The sequence below is a fragment of the Paraburkholderia sp. GAS82 genome (genome assembly GCF_050436285.1).
GTDB lineage: Bacteria > Pseudomonadota > Gammaproteobacteria > Burkholderiales > Burkholderiaceae > Paraburkholderia > Paraburkholderia phenazinium_B.
In genome coordinates this window covers 341,692-357,946 of the sequence record NZ_JBNDLX010000002.1, presented here as the reverse complement: position 1 = coordinate 357,946, position 16,255 = coordinate 341,692, and the positions used below count along the sequence as shown (strand labels likewise).

Annotated in this window: 14 protein-coding genes; 12 read left to right on the top strand and 2 right to left on the bottom strand. The window is 60.1% G+C overall.

Annotated elements, in window-relative coordinates:
• Positions 1 to 45 precede the first annotated feature (45 nt).
• Together P3T17_RS07930 and P3T17_RS07925 are read left to right on the top strand one after the other, a co-directional pair.
• Positions 46 to 3,522, top strand: a complete 3,477-nt coding sequence (locus P3T17_RS07930; protein WP_429405892.1) for an ATP-binding protein — start codon at positions 46 to 48, stop codon at positions 3,520 to 3,522.
• A 192-nt stretch (positions 3,523 to 3,714) separates the two neighbouring features.
• Positions 3,715 to 4,368 carry a hypothetical protein gene (locus P3T17_RS07925; protein ID WP_429405891.1) on the top strand — a complete coding sequence of 218 codons (654 nt, stop codon included), beginning with the start codon at positions 3,715 to 3,717 and terminating at the stop codon, positions 4,366 to 4,368.
• Positions 4,369 to 4,414: 46 nt separating this feature from the next.
• On the opposite strand, the gene P3T17_RS07920 is transcribed toward P3T17_RS07925, so the two are convergent.
• Positions 4,415 to 4,816: a RidA family protein gene (locus P3T17_RS07920; RefSeq protein ID WP_074266696.1), complete on the bottom strand. Its 402-nt coding sequence runs from the start codon at positions 4,814 to 4,816 to the stop codon at positions 4,415 to 4,417.
• Positions 4,817 to 4,970: 154 nt separating this feature from the next.
• Here P3T17_RS07920 and P3T17_RS07915 point away from each other — a divergent pair, with 154 nt between their 5' ends.
• Together P3T17_RS07915 and P3T17_RS07910 are read left to right on the top strand one after the other, a co-directional pair.
• Positions 4,971 to 5,576: a J domain-containing protein gene (locus P3T17_RS07915; protein WP_429405889.1), complete on the top strand. Its 606-nt coding sequence runs from the start codon at positions 4,971 to 4,973 to the stop codon at positions 5,574 to 5,576.
• A 144-nt stretch (positions 5,577 to 5,720) separates the two neighbouring features.
• Positions 5,721 to 6,059 carry a hypothetical protein gene (locus P3T17_RS07910; protein WP_074266694.1) on the top strand — a complete coding sequence of 113 codons (339 nt, stop codon included), beginning with the start codon at positions 5,721 to 5,723 and terminating at the stop codon, positions 6,057 to 6,059.
• Positions 6,060 to 6,208: 149 nt separating this feature from the next.
• Here P3T17_RS07910 and phaP read toward each other — a convergent pair whose 3' ends face one another.
• Positions 6,209 to 6,703: a TIGR01841 family phasin gene (gene phaP, locus P3T17_RS07905; RefSeq protein WP_429289159.1), complete on the bottom strand. Its 495-nt coding sequence runs from the start codon at positions 6,701 to 6,703 to the stop codon at positions 6,209 to 6,211.
• 328 nt (positions 6,704 to 7,031) lie between these two features.
• Here phaP and P3T17_RS07900 point away from each other — a divergent pair, with 328 nt between their 5' ends.
• The 8 genes from P3T17_RS07900 to P3T17_RS07865 all read left to right on the top strand — a co-directional run bounded on the left by P3T17_RS07900 (position 7,032) and on the right by P3T17_RS07865 (position 16,210).
• Complete coding sequence (locus tag P3T17_RS07900) at positions 7,032 to 7,514, top strand: hypothetical protein (protein ID WP_429405887.1); 483 nt, start codon at positions 7,032 to 7,034, stop codon at positions 7,512 to 7,514.
• A gap of 621 nt (positions 7,515 to 8,135) precedes the next feature.
• Entirely contained in the window at positions 8,136 to 8,393 is a 258-nt protein-coding gene (locus P3T17_RS07895; RefSeq protein WP_429289157.1) for a transposase, read from the top strand.
• A gap of 377 nt (positions 8,394 to 8,770) precedes the next feature.
• A complete protein-coding gene (locus P3T17_RS07890; protein WP_429405885.1) occupies positions 8,771 to 9,556 on the top strand; it encodes an EAL domain-containing protein in 786 nt (261 codons plus the stop codon).
• 725 nt (positions 9,557 to 10,281) lie between these two features.
• Positions 10,282 to 11,661: an undecaprenyl-phosphate glucose phosphotransferase gene (locus tag P3T17_RS07885; RefSeq protein WP_429406462.1), complete on the top strand. Its 1,380-nt coding sequence runs from the start codon at positions 10,282 to 10,284 to the stop codon at positions 11,659 to 11,661.
• A 36-nt stretch (positions 11,662 to 11,697) separates the two neighbouring features.
• Complete coding sequence (locus P3T17_RS07880) at positions 11,698 to 12,135, top strand: low molecular weight phosphotyrosine protein phosphatase (protein ID WP_429405884.1); 438 nt, start codon at positions 11,698 to 11,700, stop codon at positions 12,133 to 12,135.
• Positions 12,126 to 12,674 (top strand): hypothetical protein, encoded by a 549-nt coding sequence (locus P3T17_RS07875; protein ID WP_429405882.1) that lies wholly within the window; start codon positions 12,126 to 12,128, stop codon positions 12,672 to 12,674. The genes P3T17_RS07880 and P3T17_RS07875 overlap by 10 nt, the downstream gene beginning before the upstream one ends.
• A gap of 117 nt (positions 12,675 to 12,791) precedes the next feature.
• A complete protein-coding gene (locus P3T17_RS07870; protein ID WP_429405880.1) occupies positions 12,792 to 13,973 on the top strand; it encodes a polysaccharide biosynthesis/export family protein in 1,182 nt (393 codons plus the stop codon).
• Positions 13,970 to 16,210 (top strand): polysaccharide biosynthesis tyrosine autokinase, encoded by a 2,241-nt coding sequence (locus P3T17_RS07865; RefSeq protein ID WP_429405877.1) that lies wholly within the window; start codon positions 13,970 to 13,972, stop codon positions 16,208 to 16,210. Before P3T17_RS07870 ends, P3T17_RS07865 begins: the two co-directional genes overlap by 4 nt.
• The last annotated feature ends 45 nt before the right edge of the window (positions 16,211 to 16,255 follow it).

The following is a 16,255-nucleotide window of genomic DNA, read 5'->3' as shown; positions in this document are numbered from 1 at the left end:
TCGCCGGTAGCCCGTCTGTGCGAATGACGCGAACGACGTGACCCGATGCTGAAGACCCTCGACCGTACCCATGCGTCGCTCGCCGAAGCTTTTGCTTCGCTGGCAAAGAACGCACAGCGTCAGCGCTACCACTACCTCGCGGCGGTACTTACGCTGATGGTCATCGTGGCGGTCTCCGCGGCGCTGGCTGCCGTGCTGGCCGCCGGCAAGCAGCTCGACTATCGCCGCGGCCTCATCACCCAATACGTCGCCGAAATCTCGCTGCTGTTGCATGGCGAGGTTTCATTTCTGCGGCGCACCGAACTGACTATCCAGTACTACCAACAGACCGGCGATGTGCGCAGCCTCCCCGCTGGCGTCGAGGCTTCAATCCGGCAAACCGGCATGGCGCGTGGCGATGCAGGCACGGATGGATCGCACTTCGATCTGCTCGTGTCGCAGGCCGTGCGTGACGCATGGAGCGCGTCGCTCAGCGACAAGCTCTGGCGTCTATATGAAGCGGGTCAGTCCACACTTTCCACGCAGCGGGCCTTCGAGCTGAATCATCGCGCGATGCTGATCGGGCTGACTGACGACTATGCGGTGATCACGCCGTCGGTAGAGGGTCGGGAAGGCGGCCGCGCGCGGCCGCTGCAGCCGTCCGACGTTCCGCTAATCCGCGCCAGGCTCCTGCAACAGCTGCAGGAGCAGACCGGCCGGCGCGTGCCTGCCAGAGACCAGCGCGTGTGGGTGGGTCCATATGTGGACACAGAGTTGGGCGTGCCGGTCATGACCGCGCTCAGCGCCTACTACGAGGGCGATACACCCACGATGCTCGTGACCATGAGCATTCCCGTCGATGCGCTCGTGGAGCACCTCTCCCGACGCTTCCCGAGGGGCACCCTGATGCTGCTGACTGATGATCAGCGCATCGTCGTTTCCTCACGTCCGGTCTCTGTGGAAACCGGGCATATGTTGCAGACGAACGCCGCGCAGATGGCGAACGATACGTATCGATACACGCTCCACGGCGCGATTCTGCGCGAGCCGCTGCTGTCCGGCTTCGGTCTGGTGATCGCCTATCTTCCCTGGAGCGGGTTGGCGGCGATCCTCGGCTGGCAATTCGCGGCGATCGCGTGTGGCGCGCTGCTTTTGCTGGTCGGCATCGCCTTGACCGCGCATTTTTGGGGACTGCGCCTGCTGCGCACTGCTTACGATGAAGCCACGCGCGCGCTGGAGAACGAGGCCATCAACCATGTTCTCGTGAGCGCCACGCCGATTGGCCTGTGCATCGTCCGGCAACGCGACTATTCGATTCTCAGCGGCAATGCGCTCGCTGCACAATGGCTCCAGCGTGAGCCATCTGCGGATACGCTGCCCACGCATATCGTCGCGGCCTTCCGGGCCGCGTTGCCCGCTGTCGACGAGGCGCGGACGGTCGTGTTTGCCGCGCCGCTTCAACCCGACGAAATTGACGGCGCGGGCGCACAGGTTCTGCAGTTCACCTGCGCGCCGGCCCGCTATGCGGGTCAAGACGTGCTGTTCTGCGCCATCCTCGATATCACTTCGCAGCATGCGCTCGAGGCGCAACTGCGCACGGCGCAGCGCGCCACCGAAGCGGCGATGCGCGAGCGGTCGAATTTCTTTGCGTCGATGAGCCATGAGATTCGCACACCGCTGAACGCATTGCTTGGCAACCTGGAGTTGTTCGTGCGCACGCCGGGTCTGGAGGCGCACGAGCAGCGCGTGCGTACGCTCGGCGTCGCGGCCGATGCGCTGCGCCGCATCGTTAACGATATCCTCGACTTTTCAAAGATCGACGCGGGCGAAATGAAGCTGGTCACGGAGTCTTTCCGGCCCATCGACGACTTCGAAAATCTCGCGCTGTCTTATGCGCCGATGGCGCCGGGGCGGCCGATTCGTTTCTACTCCCACCTTTCTCCGACACTCATCCAGACTTTGCGCGGTGACCGGACCCGCATTGCGCAGATCGTTAACAACCTGTTGAGCAACGCCTTCAAATTCACCTCTGCCGGCAAGATCATGCTCGGCGCCGAGGTGCTGATCGATACGCAGGGTCGCCGCATTCTCAGTTGCCGGGTTTGCGACTCGGGGATCGGCATGGACCCGCCGATGGTGTCGCGTATTTTTCACCCGTTTGTGCAGGGCGAAGCGACGACGTCCAGCCGCTATGGTGGGACGGGACTCGGCTTGTCGATCTGCGCGAGCCTGTGTGAATTGATGGGCGGGCATATCTCCGTCGAAAGCGTGAAGGGGGTGGGGAGCGCTTTCAGCATCTCGATTCCCATGGCGGTTCCATCCGACGAAGAGCGTGTCGCGCAGCCCCTGCCTGCGAGTCGCGGCAGCTTGCTGGTGTTGTGTCAGGAGACGGTGTCGGGTCAGCTCATCGGCGAGTGGCTCGGGCTTTACGGATGGTTCTGCTGCAGTGTTACTTCGGCGCGCTCCGCGCAGGAGTGGTTACAGACTAACCGGCCCGAGGTGCTGGTGGTGACCGGCGAGTATGAACTCGACGTAATCGCAACGTTGCGCGCGGTGCGGCCAGTGAACGCCGTGTGGATCACACGCGGTGGACCTGATCGTCCAACGTGGCGCAGCGAGGGAGTACTCGAAGTGAGCGAGTTCAGTCATACAGCGATTGTCGCGGCGGCGGATCTTGCCGCAACAGGCGCGCAAGACGGCGCAGGGCGCGTCGGCGCTCTACCCGTTGCTCCGGCATCCACTCGGGAAACAATGAAGACCGTTGCGCCTTCAGCAGCTCCCCAGCCCACATTGCTGGGTCTGGTGGTGCTGGTCGCCGAGGATAATCCGCTGAACCAGTCCTTGATTGTCGAACAGTTGCAGACGCTGGGATGCGAGCCGATTCTTGCCGGCGATGGCCGCCAGGCGCTCGCGATACTCGAGCATACGGAAGTTGACGTCGTATTGACTGATATTCACATGCCGGTCATGGACGGTTATGAACTGCTGGCGGCGCTGCGACGGGATCATCCCGGGTTGCCGGTGTTCGCGTTCAGCGCGGTTACCGACACGCAGCAAACTGACGAATGGGATGAGCGCGGCTTCACCGGTTACATTCCCAAGCCCACGTCGCTTGGAGAGCTGGAAGCGGCGCTCGATGTGTTGTGTACGGACGCAGATGAGGCGGTAGAGCCGGCGGTAGCCCACGAACCGGCGATTGCCTCGGACGCCGCGCCGCAGGTGCCGCTCAAGCCCACGCCCGAGTTCGACGCGCAGACCAAAGCGCGTTATGTCACCATGCTTAAGGAACATCTCGAGACCGATTTGCCCAAGCTGTTGGCCATCGTCGAGAGCCACAACCGCCTGGCGCTGCGCGACTGGGCGCATAGTGCCGCGGGCGGTTTCCTGATCGTGGGCGAACCGCAGTTCGCGACGCAATGTCGTGAGCTCCAGGATCTGTGTCGCAAGCAAGACCCGTGGAGCGAGCAGATGGCCAGTCTCGCCCTGGCGTTGCATGAAGGTCTGCGCAGCCACTTCGGCCTCGACGAGGCGTCGCTGCGCTGAAGGGAGCGCCAGGCGGCGCCTTCCCGTGTCACCCATCAAGCTTCTTCGAACCTGAACCTCAAGATTCCTGTGCGCGCGTCGTAAACGAGTTTGCGGGCCGTATGCGTCACGCATGTGGCCTTGTCCCCTGGGTAGATCTACCCGCCTCGGTCCTCTCGCCACGTCCAATAAAACGCCACAGGAACTTGTACGATGAAACGCTTGGTTGTCGCTCTGTTTGCAGGCCTTACCGCCCTCTATGGACCGCTCGCGATGGCGGATGAAGTGTACGGGCAGATCGGCACCGAAGGCGCCGGTATTGGCTACGGTCATCCGCTCGGCTCACTCGCCAACGTGCGGGCTGAAGTCAACGGTGTCAGTTTCTCGCATAGCTTCAACTCAGGCGACCTGCACTACGACGGAACGGCGACGCTCATCCATGCCGGCCTTTATGGCGACTTCTTCCCGATGCCCAGCGTCGTGCCGTTTCGCCTTACCGCCGGCTTGCTGATTGGCGACGATCATGTGAATGCGACCGCAACCAGCCCGTCCGGTACCTACACCATCAATGGCGTCGCCTATTCGACGCTGGGTCAAAGCATTCACGCGAAGGCCACCTACCCGGCCGTGCGTCCGTACCTTGGCATCGGCTTCGGCCATTCGCCGCTCGCCACCAAGGGCTTTTCGATGTTCTTCGACGCGGGCGTTGCCTATGGCAAGCCGCATCTGGACTTCGATGTGCCCGCCGATATCGTGGCCGAAGCGGGTCAGGCGAACGTCGACGCCGAGAAGCAATCGCTGCAGAACACCGTGGACCGTTATCGTTTCTATCCAATCGTGAAGGTTGGCGTGACGTACCGGTTTTAAGGCACGCCTTCGTGCCTTCGTTCGATCTATCGCGCCACGGCCGTCTTTAACCAGGCCGTCGCGCGATGAAGTCGATTTCCACGAGTGCATCACGCGCCAGGCCTGTGACGCCGATACAGGTTCGTGCGGGCAGGGCGCCGGGCGGAAAGTACGCCCGGTACGCGTCGTTCATCGCCGCGTAGTCACGCTTGAATTCCGTCAGGAAAATGCGTGCGTTCAGCACGTGTTCGAGTCCCAGTCCAAGGCCTTTCAGCACAATCTTCAGATTGTCCATCACGCGCTGTGTCTGCGCGACGACCCCCTCGGGTAGCGGGGCTGCGTCGTCGGTGGGTGAAGTGGGCATCTGTCCCGTCACGAATACCCATCCATCAGATTCGGCTGCGTGTGAAAACGGGGCCACGGGTGTCGGCGCGTCCGGGATCATCCAGAAGGTGGGGCCTTGCGTCATGCTGTTTCTCCGCTCAGATCATTGATGATGAAATAGCCGGACTTGCCGGCGAGGTCGAAAGTAACTCGCCAAAAACGGGCCCGTGCAATGTCACGCGGAAGGCATTTTGCGCATGCTACGATGGGTCGCGATGTGACGGAGGGTTGGGCGAGCAATGGCAACACTATACGAGAAGCTCGGCGTTCAGCCGAGCGCGACTGAAGACGAGATCAAGCGCGCCTACCGGAAGGCGGCCATGCGCTGGCATCCGGATCGCAACGCCGGTTCCGAAGAGACGGCACGCGCGGCGTTTCTGGATATCAAGGACGCGTACAACATTCTGTCCGATCCAGCGCAACGCAAAATCTACGACGACGTCTTCGCCCAGAAGATGCGTTCATGGGAAGCCCGCGTTCAGCGCATGGAGCGGGAACGCGTCGAGCGGGAAGAAGCGGCTCGCGCAGCCGAACAGGCGGCGTACGCGAAGTTGTTGGCGCTCGCGATGCGCTTTGCGGACGAAGGCTACAACCGCGATGTGGTGTTCGGCGTTCTGCTCGGGCAGCAGTGCGAGGCCAGCCGCGCTGGCCAGATTGCCGACAGCGTGCTGGCGCTGCATGCGTCACGTCAGCAAAAAAGTGCGTCCACCGGACCGGTGACTGATAACGACAAGTCGGCCCAGGCTGCGGACCGCGCCTCGGCACGGAGTGACAGTGCCACGGCCACGAGCGGGAGTACGCTCGGCGGGCTGTGGTTTCAATTCCTGAACGGCCTGCGCTTCTGAGTCGCGCACAGTTTAGTTTGTCGCCGGCTTCAAAAAAGAGCGCTGCCGTTGCGCTCCGATTGCTTATAGTAGAAGTGTGCCGGGTCGACAGAAGAAACGGGTCTGCCGTTTCCTGACTCGCACATTTGACGGGGGAACGGTGCGATGACAACAGCAACCGGTTCAGCCTACACGATGCGAACGAGCACACCGGCGTCGTTGCGGGAGCTTGCCAACTACCTCGAACTGGCGCTCGATGCCGGTCAATCCGTGGTCGTGATGCGCTATGGCGAGGGTCATCGCTCGGTGTACATCGGAGACCCGGCCAACTCGCTGGATGCGCTATCGAGCAGCGACGCGGTCGCGGCCCACCTCGCGGATGAGATGCTTGCTTTGACCGAACCGGGATTGAACCGGATCACCGCTGATGGCCAGGTCTATCGCTTCACGCGGACGCACCGCTATATCGAGGACCGGCAGGCCGTGATCTTTGCGCCGGCATGAGCGGGCTGCCGCGACTTCATCGTCAATCTCACGCCAACCGCCCCAGCACGCTCGCACAATAAAAAAAGCGAACCGAAGTTCGCTTTTTGCAACGGTTCGCCGCCCGTGGGCAGCGACCGGAACATTTCGTTTGCGTCTGACGCTTTGCTTTATGCGCCGGCCGAAACGGTTGCCACGAATTGCTTGGCAGCCTTGCTAGCCGATTCGTACGTAGCGTTGGCAGCCGAAAATGCCGAGTTCCATGCTGCTACCGCGCCTTCGCTGCCGGCCGGTGCATTCTTTGCCAGGCTTTCGATAAAGCCTTGTGCGTCTTTCTGGGCTTTCTGAAACTGTGCGGTAGCGGCGCTCGAGAATTCGGCTTGGGCGCCCGACAGGATTTCATGCACATGGCGGCCGTATGCAGCTGCCTTTTCCGATGCCGGTTGCGACAGGCTGGCCGACAGCGCGACCAGTTCGCTCGGATCTTTCACCGAGAGAGCCTTGGCTGCGATTTCCTGCGTTTCGGCGAGCGATGCTTTGCCGACTTGCAGATTCAGTGCGACCAGCTTCTCGAAGCTTGCGAACGCCAGGTTCGTGAAGCCGAAAAACGATTGCAGGCTGGCTTGCTGTGCGGCGATCAATTGTTGGGGGGTAAGCGTGCTCATCACTGCTCCAAAGGGTAAGGCGGCGAGTGCGAGACGGCTCTAAGTGAACAAAATCCGCGCGCCGCAAGGGCTGAAAGTGGTTTGTTGCAGTGCAACAAAAACTCATTGTACGGGGTAATTTTGGGAAGTCAATCAATTTCGAGAGAAGGGGAGGCAAGGCTGTGCAGCCGCCATGGCGGGTTGCGGATTGGTTGAAACTGGCGTGAAATGCCCATGCGGCCGGCGTGCAGCAGACGCGAGGCGGATGTGACGGTAGCCGTCGCCGGGGCGCCCGTGGCATAGTGCGACCCATTCACAAGCGACTGCGTACAGGAGTAAAGCGAAGCCGATGACCAGCCCCCTCGATTCTTACCAGCAGGACCAGGTCGTCCTGCTGGACGACGTGCCTAGCCCCGCCGCCGATACCCCGGAACCGTTTGTCGTCGCAAATGAACGACGTGTGGTGATTGCCTATCGGATTGCCGCGACGGATTTCGAGCGCTTCGGTCCGTTCGATGAAGATGACGATCCGTTCTGCGCGGTGGAGTTTTCGGCGGCGGCGTTTCATCAGTTCGGGCCACCCAACGACGAAGGGCTGTACGCTCATCCGTTGTCCGCGCAGGGCCTACGCGGCTATTGCGCGCATGAAATCGTGAACTCGTCGCTGGTGGCCGATTCGTGGGGGCCGGCGGCCGCGCAAGAAGGCTATCGGCACTACGTCCTGACGTTCCAGGACAGCACGTATGAATGCGTGGCGGCGGACTGCACGGTGGTGGGAATCTACGGCAATGGCGACATTGCCGTCCGTGAAGCGTTTTCGTTATGTAAATGAGTTTCCTCAGCCTGGCCCGCGGACGGTTACCGTGGGCCGGCGCGTCTTGGCATTGCGCGCTGCGTCGCTGCAATGCAACTCCTCCTGGTCCATTCTCTAAAAGATTCGTATAATTTACTTCTTTGTGACATTTTGCGGTAAAAAATACCCATCCCCCATTTGAAGGCTGTGAGTTAACGAATCGAGCCGGTTCGCCGGATTACCTGCGCACCATTACGACGGTTCGTCTGGCAGTGGGCTTTCCGACGAGCCGCGACTCGAAGTCGAACACCGCTTTCGCGTAGAGAGGACGACACGACGGTTCGCTTGCTAAAGTCAAAGATACACGGCGCGCGTGAGTTCATGCCATTGAAAAAAATATGTAGTGCGAAGGATTAAAATCAGGCGAGATCGAAGTCTGTCCCAATGCACCTGCGCGAGGAAGCCAGCACGAAAACGTTTCACTATCTGGCTCGCCTTCGAGCGTGGCGAGATCTCGTAAGCAAAGAAAGCTTCTTGACCCCAGCACGCGGGTCGATATTCGATTTTTACTGGCTTTAGAAATCTGGCTGCGATATCTATAGGAAAGGTCAGTCTGCGTTATCCCCTATCCATTCGTAGAATCCCGTGATTGAAATTCCTTTGTCCGATGACGACTGGATGCACGTCGAGCATCTATTTCGTGAATCCCCGTCGCCACGTGGGAGACCGCGCCGCGCTGCGCGCGATATTTTGAATGCCATTCTCTGGATTCAACAAACCGGAGAAAAGTGGCATCGGTTGCCGGCGAACTTTCCGCCGCAACAGACCTGCTACGCGAAGTACATCGCGTGGCGCCGCTCAGGTGAACTGCAGCGCGCCGTTGAGCTTCTGTGCAAGCGGCAGCGCGGCTGCGGCTGATTCTCCCGAGATATTTCTGCTCGATCCAGCGGCCTTCCGACGGCTAGCGCCGCGTGTACGTGTTCGCGCCGCCTGGCCGTAACACCGTAACGTGGCCGACGTAACAACACGGCCATGACAGCCTCTCCCTGAGCTTTATGTGCACTCGACGCCACGTCGAGCTCGCAAGGTAAAGCCATGTTTTGCAAAGGCTTTGCCGAGCCTTGATCGGTTCTCCATTCGCTTCGACCTGGCGTTGGCACGCAATGTGCAATCGGTCGTCTGGTTAGCATTCTTAGCGATAACGCGTCATGCACCTTGTTCAAATCAACGATCCGTCTGCGCATCGGCGCCCTTCCGTCTATGCGACCGGCGTCACGGGGCAACAGAAAAATCAGATGAACGACGTACACGTACACGATGGTCTGGCGAAGCGCATCTCGCAGGGACTGCGCGCCGACGAGTTTTACTTGATGTTTCGCGGCACCTACCAGGTCGGCACCGGACAGCTGTCGCATGTCGAGGCGCAAGTGCGATGGATGCATCCGGATTATGGGCTGCTGCTCCCTGGCGTATTCATGCCGCAGCTCGAGCAGTCCGACATCGCATATGAGATGAGTTGCTTCATGATTGCGCGCGCGTGTCGTGAGCTTAGTGTCTGCCTTAGCCAGGGACTGATGCCTTGCCCGGTTTCGATTGGCGTCCAGGCGTCGGCGGCAGTGCATGAGCGCTTTGCGGAGGACATCCGCGACATCGCGCTGTTCTATGACGTCGCACCGAATCTGCTTGAGCTCGAATTGCCGGAAAGTGAGGACGCGGCCCGTGTCCTTTCGATTCGGGCGCTCACGGCGGACCTCAGGGATCTGGGAGTGGGGATCTCGTATGGCGACTTTGGCGCGGGACGGGCATCACTGGCGAGCCTGGGTGCGCTCGATATCGACACCGTGAAGCTGGCGCGAGAGCTGGTGGCAACGGTGCCGAACGACACGCGTTCGTGCAAGGTCGTTGAAGGCCTGCTAGCGCTGCTGGAGTCGCTGGATATACGCGTGGTAGTGGACGGTGTCGAGACTGAAGAGCAGGCGCGCTGGCTGCGTCAATGGCCTCGTATTATGGCTCGGGGTGCCCATTGGCCGAGGCCGGTGCGGGCGCTGTCTGAGTTGATGCCGCCGGTCTCTTCACTTTAGAGAATGGATTCGCCACACGGGTCGTTACGTGCCGCGTTACGTAACGGTGACGTTGCTGCACGGCGCGCAATGGTTGATTGGGTTGACGAGCTTTTCGAAACATGGGCGCCAAGCCCCGTCTGACGTACGTCGGTGGTAAGCCCTAGCGACAACGTACCGCGAAATACTCGTTGGCATAGTTGCTGCTTTAAGGATGGCGCAGCGCACAAAGTGATAGACAAAAATAGTAAGGGTGTCATTGAGTATCAGTTTCAAACGACCGACCAGGTCCGGGGGTAAACCGGTCGGTTTTCAAGCATGCGGTGTGGTTCCGGCGTTCGTTCGGATCGTGCCGTTCCAGTGCAACCGGCGAGGTAGCCCGGTGAGGCTGGCTTCCCCTTGGGCATAGAGACGTGAAGGTTTGATGCCGGACGCAGTCGGCAAGCTGTGACTGTGTGCTACGAAGCGGAATGTCCTAAGGCGCGCGTTTAACGCGTGCAGGGAAAGTATTGCCTTGCGAAAGATGGGCTGATGTGGGGTTATCGATCGATCCGGGGGGATCGCAAACCCACTAATAGAGGATAACTAACCATGCATGAACAGATGCAACATGAACAGAATGCCGCACGCCGGATCTATCCCGCGTTCTGTAACGCGTGCCTGATGCTATCCGCAAACGTCAAGGTGATCCTGAGGGCCGAGCAAAAATGATGAACGTAGCAACCCTCGCACAAGAAACGCGAAAGATGCACGGGCTTCAGGGCCTCGTTGCACGTGCGCTGGATATCGCGCTGATCGTTGGCGGAGCGATAACAGCAGCGCAGATTCGCTATGACGATCTGTTGCAGCATCACACGGATGCCGCTTTCGTCGCGTTTGCTACCGCGCTGGCGATCTCCCTGTTTCCCGTCTTTGGTATCTACCAGTCGTGGCGTGGGCGCTCCATGCTGCGCCTCGCCGGCCAGATCTCACTCGCGTGGGTGGTCGTCCAGGCGTGCGCGTTGGTACTGATGTTTTCATTGCACCGAACCGATCTGATCTCACGTTTGTGGTTCGCTTACTGGACGGGTTTGACCGGTGGCGCGTTGATCGTCTCGCGGCTGACGGTGCACGCCGCGCTGGGGCGCGTTCGCCAGGCCGGTCTGAACCTGCGCAGGGTCGCGGTCGTCGGGCAGGGGGCGCATTGCCAACGCATGGTGCGCAATATCGAAGCTGCCCCAGCAAGTGGCTTCCGCGCTTCCGCCGCCTACGACATTTTCCCCGAAACCGGTCTTGCCAGCCTTGGCATGCCCGTGTTCGACGATCTGGCGAAATTCGCGCGCCATGTTCGCTCTGAGGGCGTGCAGGAACTGTGGCTGACGCTCCCGCTGTCGGAGGAACGCACGATTTTGCAGGTCGTGCAGGAGTTCCGCGACGATCTCGTGAACATCCGCTTCATGCCTGACGTCAGCGGTCTCGCCTTGTTCGATAGCGGGATGATCGATCTCATCGGCGTGCCCGCGATCAACCTCGTTGCGTCGCCGTTGTCGTCGCACGCGCTTGGCAAGAAGGAGATCTTCGATCGCGTCTTCGCGGCCACCGCACTGTTCGCCCTCGCGCCTCTGCTGATTGGTATCGCCGCGGCGGTCAAGTTTTCGTCACCAGGGCCGGTGATCTTCCGGCAACGGCGCAAGGGCGCCGACGGAAAGGTCTTCCAGATCTACAAGTTCCGGACGATGCACGTGCACAGCGAAGAACAGGGTGTCGTCAGTCAGGCCAGCCGCGGTGATTCGCGCATCACCAGGGTCGGCGCCTTTTTGCGGCGTACCAGTCTCGACGAGTTGCCACAGTTCTTCAACGTGCTAAGCGGCGATATGTCGGTAGTCGGGCCGCGGCCGCACGCGATCGAACACGACGAGCTCTATCGGAAAGTCGTGAGTGGCTACATGCATCGCTATCGGGTCAAGCCCGGCATTACAGGGTGGGCGCAAGTCAACGGCTTTCGCGGCGAAACGGACCGGATCGAGAAGATGCAAGGCCGTGTCGAGCATGACTTGTATTACCTGCGTAACTGGTCGTTCGCGCTGGATATGCGGATTGTTGCGGCGACTATCTGGCGCGGGTTCCGTCACACGAACGCGTATTGATTGTGACGCTCGCCCTATGGACAGGAAGTGCTAGTCATGTTCGATTCGATCCTGGTGGTATGCGAGGCCAACATGTGCCGTAGCCCCATGGCGCAAGCCATTCTCGCGAGGAGACTGCGGGGTGCGACGGTTGTCTCGGCCGGCACCCGGGCGATACCGGGCCGCACGATCGATGGGTTCACGTCGAAATTGATGGCGGCCCGCGGTTACGACCTGCGGGGCCATGTGGCGAATCTGATTGGCTTGCCGCAGGTACGAGCAGCGCAACTCATCCTGACCATGACCACGATGCAGCGCACGACGGTAGAGCGCGCATACCCGTTCGCACGAGGCAAGGTGTACAGGCTGGGCGAGCACGACGATCAGGATGTTCTAGACCCGTATCTCGGTTCCATCGAGACATATGAGACGTGTTTCGCACAGATCGAGAGTGGCGTTACGAACTGGATTCAGAGGATACCGAAATGTGGCTAAACCGACTCGAGAAAACCGGTTTGATACACGATGGGTTGAGCGCATTGGCGATATGTGTGTTCGCTGCCGCGATGCCGTCAACGGCACGAGCCCAGTTGCTCGCGCCTGCGACTACGCATCCCGCCAGCAACGCCTCTTCTACGGCAGTCCAGCGAAGCAGCATGGGGAATAGCCGAAGCGCGACTGATCCGCAAGTGCCGTTAGCGGAGCAAGCGCTTCTAGGTGGACCGAACGATGCCGACGACGACTACCTCGACCGTTTAGGCGGCCCGATCGATGCATCGTCGGAACAGTCGGGTGCGAAGAGTCTGGAGCCGCCCACGCCGACCGAAGCGTTGATTGCCGATGCGGACGACGGCACGACGAAAACCGGAACCGGTAATGCGAGTGAATCAGACAAGCGGCCATCTGCGCTGGGGCGTCGGAGCACTACAAGCAGCGTTTATGCAATGCCGGAAACGTCGCCAGCCCGTGGCCTGATCGCATCGCCAGGAGTTTTACCGTTCGACGGGGCATCGGTTTACCCGTCTCCATGGTAGGTCGTCGGTGTGATCAATAGGTTTGCTAATGAAATACAACGAGGGAAACGCCAAAAACAAACAGACACCCGGCCAGCCTGCCAGGTGAACGAAACAGTTAGCTTCAGGATAGATCTAATGAGACCCAAGCAAAAAACAAAAATGGATGTATCGAGGGCAACGCGATGGCAATGGAGTGTTCGTGCGGCGTCGATTGTGGGGTTGGTGGCGGGGCTGGCGGCCTGTGCGGTCGCGCCCGGCATGCGGATGTCGCCGAACCCGACTCTGCCGGTTTCGGCTGCGACCGCGGACCATGCAGCGGTGAAGCTCCCCGTGCCGGTACGCGAGATCGACGTCTCGCTTGTGCAGCAACTTCACGATGCACCTGCCACACCACTGGAGTCGGATCTGTCATCGCTGCTGAGCGACACGGCGCAGCCTTACGTGATTGGACCCGGCGACGTTCTGCAGATTACCGTGTGGGATCACCCCGAACTCGACGCTGCCGGTACTGCCGGTGGCCTCAATAGCACGCCGGCGCGCCCTGCCGATCCGGCTGCGGGCTTCGTGGTGAATAGTGCCGGAGAGGTGCAGTTTCCCTACATCGGCAGGCTGAAAGTGAGTGGCGAAACCACGGATGAAGCTCAAAGCGCTATCACAAGAGCGCTTACCTACTTCAAGAATCCTCAGGTCACTGTGCGGATTGCGTCGTTCCGTAGCAAACAGGTTTACGTCGAGGGTGAGGTCCATACGCCAGGAATCCAGCCGATCAACGACGTGCCTATGACGCTTTACGAAGCCGTCAATCGCGCCGGTGGATTTGAACCTTCGGCCGATGAGAGCCGTCTTGTGCTGGTCCGCGGCGGAAAGTCGTATCAGGTCGACCTTACCGCGATGCGCGACCAGAAAATCAGCGGCTCCCAGATCGTGCTGAGGAATGGCGACGTGTTGCGTGTGACTTCCCGTGACCAGAACGGCGCATACGTGATGGGGGAAGTGAACAAACCGACGTTTGCGACGCCACTACGCGACGGCACCTTGACGCTAAGCGACGCACTGACGCAGGCGGGTAGCCTGAACAATAACAGTGCAGACGCCGGACAGATTTTTGTCATTCGTGGTTCGAAGTCGACGACTCCGCAGATCTATCACCTGGATGCGGCCTCACCGATCGCAATGGTGCTGGCCAACCAGTTCGAGTTGCTCCCGAACGATGTGGTCTACATAGATGGAAACGGTCTGGTACGGCTTAGCCGCGTGCTTAGCTTGCTGTTGCCCGCTATCAATGCTGGTTTAACTGGAGCGGTCGTCGCGCGATGAATAACCTATACCACCCCGAACAAAACCTCCTCCCGTCCGGGGGATTATCCAGTCATCGCGGCCGCGATGATCTCCTGAGTGCCGACGAGCCGCCGCTTTCCGAATACGTCTCAGTGGTGCTGCAGAACTGGAAGCTGATCGCGATCATCGCACTGGTCATCCTTATGCTGGGGATGAGCTACGCGATCTTCGGCACGCCCGTCTATCGCGCGGACGCGATGATCCAGGTAGAAGATGGGACGGCCGACGCGAAGGCGCCGCTGGGTGAACTGGCGTCGCTGTTCGACACGACCGCGAGTACCGCAGCCGAAATCGAACTGGTCGGGTCGCGACTCGTCGTGCAAAAGACTATGCGCGACCTGCATCTCGACGTCGACGCCAGGCCGGACTACTTTCCTCTGCTAGGCGCGTTTATCGCACGGCATGTCAAACCCGGTAAATTGGCTGCGCCATGGCTAGGCATGAACCGGTTTTCCTGGGGTGGTGAGGACATCGATGTAAGCCGGTTCGATTTTCCGTACGACACTGCTTTTACGCTGATTGCAGGTGCGGGGCATACGTTTGAAGTACGGGATAACAATGACGATGTGATTGCTCGTTGTGTCGTCGGCCAGGCTTGCAACGGGAAAGTCGACGACGAGCCGGTGACGATACGCGTCGAGCGTCTGGTCGCCAATACCGGAGCACACTTCGCGCTCAAGCATTTCCGCGAGCTCGAGACGATTGATCGTCTGCAGGACCAACTCGACATTGAAGAAAAGACTAAGCAATCGGGTGTGATCAGTGTGACGCTCGATGGTCTGGACAAAAGCAAGATCACCCGGATCGTCAACAGCATCGGGATGAACTATGTAGAACAGAACGTCAAACGAAAGCGTGATGAGGCGCAGTCGACTCTCGACTTTCTGTCCAAACAGTTGCCTACGCTGAAGGCCAGGCTCGAGAGCTCCGAGAACGCATACAACGCATTTCGCAATCGCAAGGGAACCGTCGATCTGAGCGAAGAAAGCAAATTGTTGCTGGGGCAGCTCGTCGACCTGAAGTCCAGGCAGATAGATCTTGAGCAGAAGCGCAGCGAAATGCAGCAGCGCTTCGCTGATGATCATCCTGCTGTCGTTGCGCTTACCGACAACATCGCTGCGCTCGCCGGTGAGCAGAAGAGTCTTTCTGATCGGGTGGGAGCGCTACCTAACACCGAGCAGGAAGCGCTGCGGCTGTTGCGCGACGTGCGGGTGGATACGGAGCTGTACACCAACCTGCTCGACAGTTCACAGCAGCTGGCAGTGGTAGAGGCGGGGCAACTCGGCAATGTACGCGTCGTAGACTGGGCGATGCGGCCCGACGATCCCGTTAAGCCGCGCAAGCTGATTGTGCTGGGCATTTCGTTGGTACTCGGCATTGTTGTCGGCGTAGCGGTTCCCTTTGTTCGGCGCGCACTGCAGGTTCACATTGAAAATGCGGAGCAGATCGAGCAGATTCTCGGCACACCGGTGTACTCGGTGATTCCGCACAGCGAACGGCAAAACGCGATCGAGCGTCAGATTCGCAAAGGACGTGCCGGACAACTGCTGCTCGCCCGGACCGCTCAGGATGACGTAGCGATCGAAGCAATTCGTAGTTTGCAAACGGCGTTGTATTTCGGCGCGTTCGACGCAGTCAATAACATCATCCTCGTCACCGGGTCGCGTCCAAACGTCGGTAAGTCATTTTTGGCCGCGAATCTGGCGGCGGTCATGGCTGCTGGCGGGAAGCGGGTCTTGCTGGTCGATGCTGACCTGCGGCGCGGAAATATCCACACCTACTTCGGCACGGGTTTGGTTCCTGGGTTTGCCGACGCCCTCGCAAGCGACGCGGCGGATCCACTGATCCAGCACAAAGTGCTCCCCGGTCTCGACTTTCTGCCGCGCGGCGCGGCACCTGCCAATCCGGCTGAACTGTTGATGGGCGCGCGGCTGAAGATGCTGCTGGATCGACTCTCAGAGCAATACGACGTCGTGGTGGTCGACACGCCACCCGTGCTTGCTGTCACCGATGCTATGTTGATTGCCCGCCATGTCGGTACAACGCTGCTGGCCGTACGCCACGGCCAGCAGACAGTCAACGAGATTAGCGAGGCGGCAAGGCGCATCCGCAATGCAGATATCGTGGTTCGCGGCGTCGTGCTGACCGATGTTCCGCAGAGCCGTCTGGGGTATGGCAGTTACAGCACGGGCTACTACGCGTATGAAAGCCGCTAGCTATCGCACGGGACACCCACTCGTTCTGTCGCGTTCGGGTGTCCC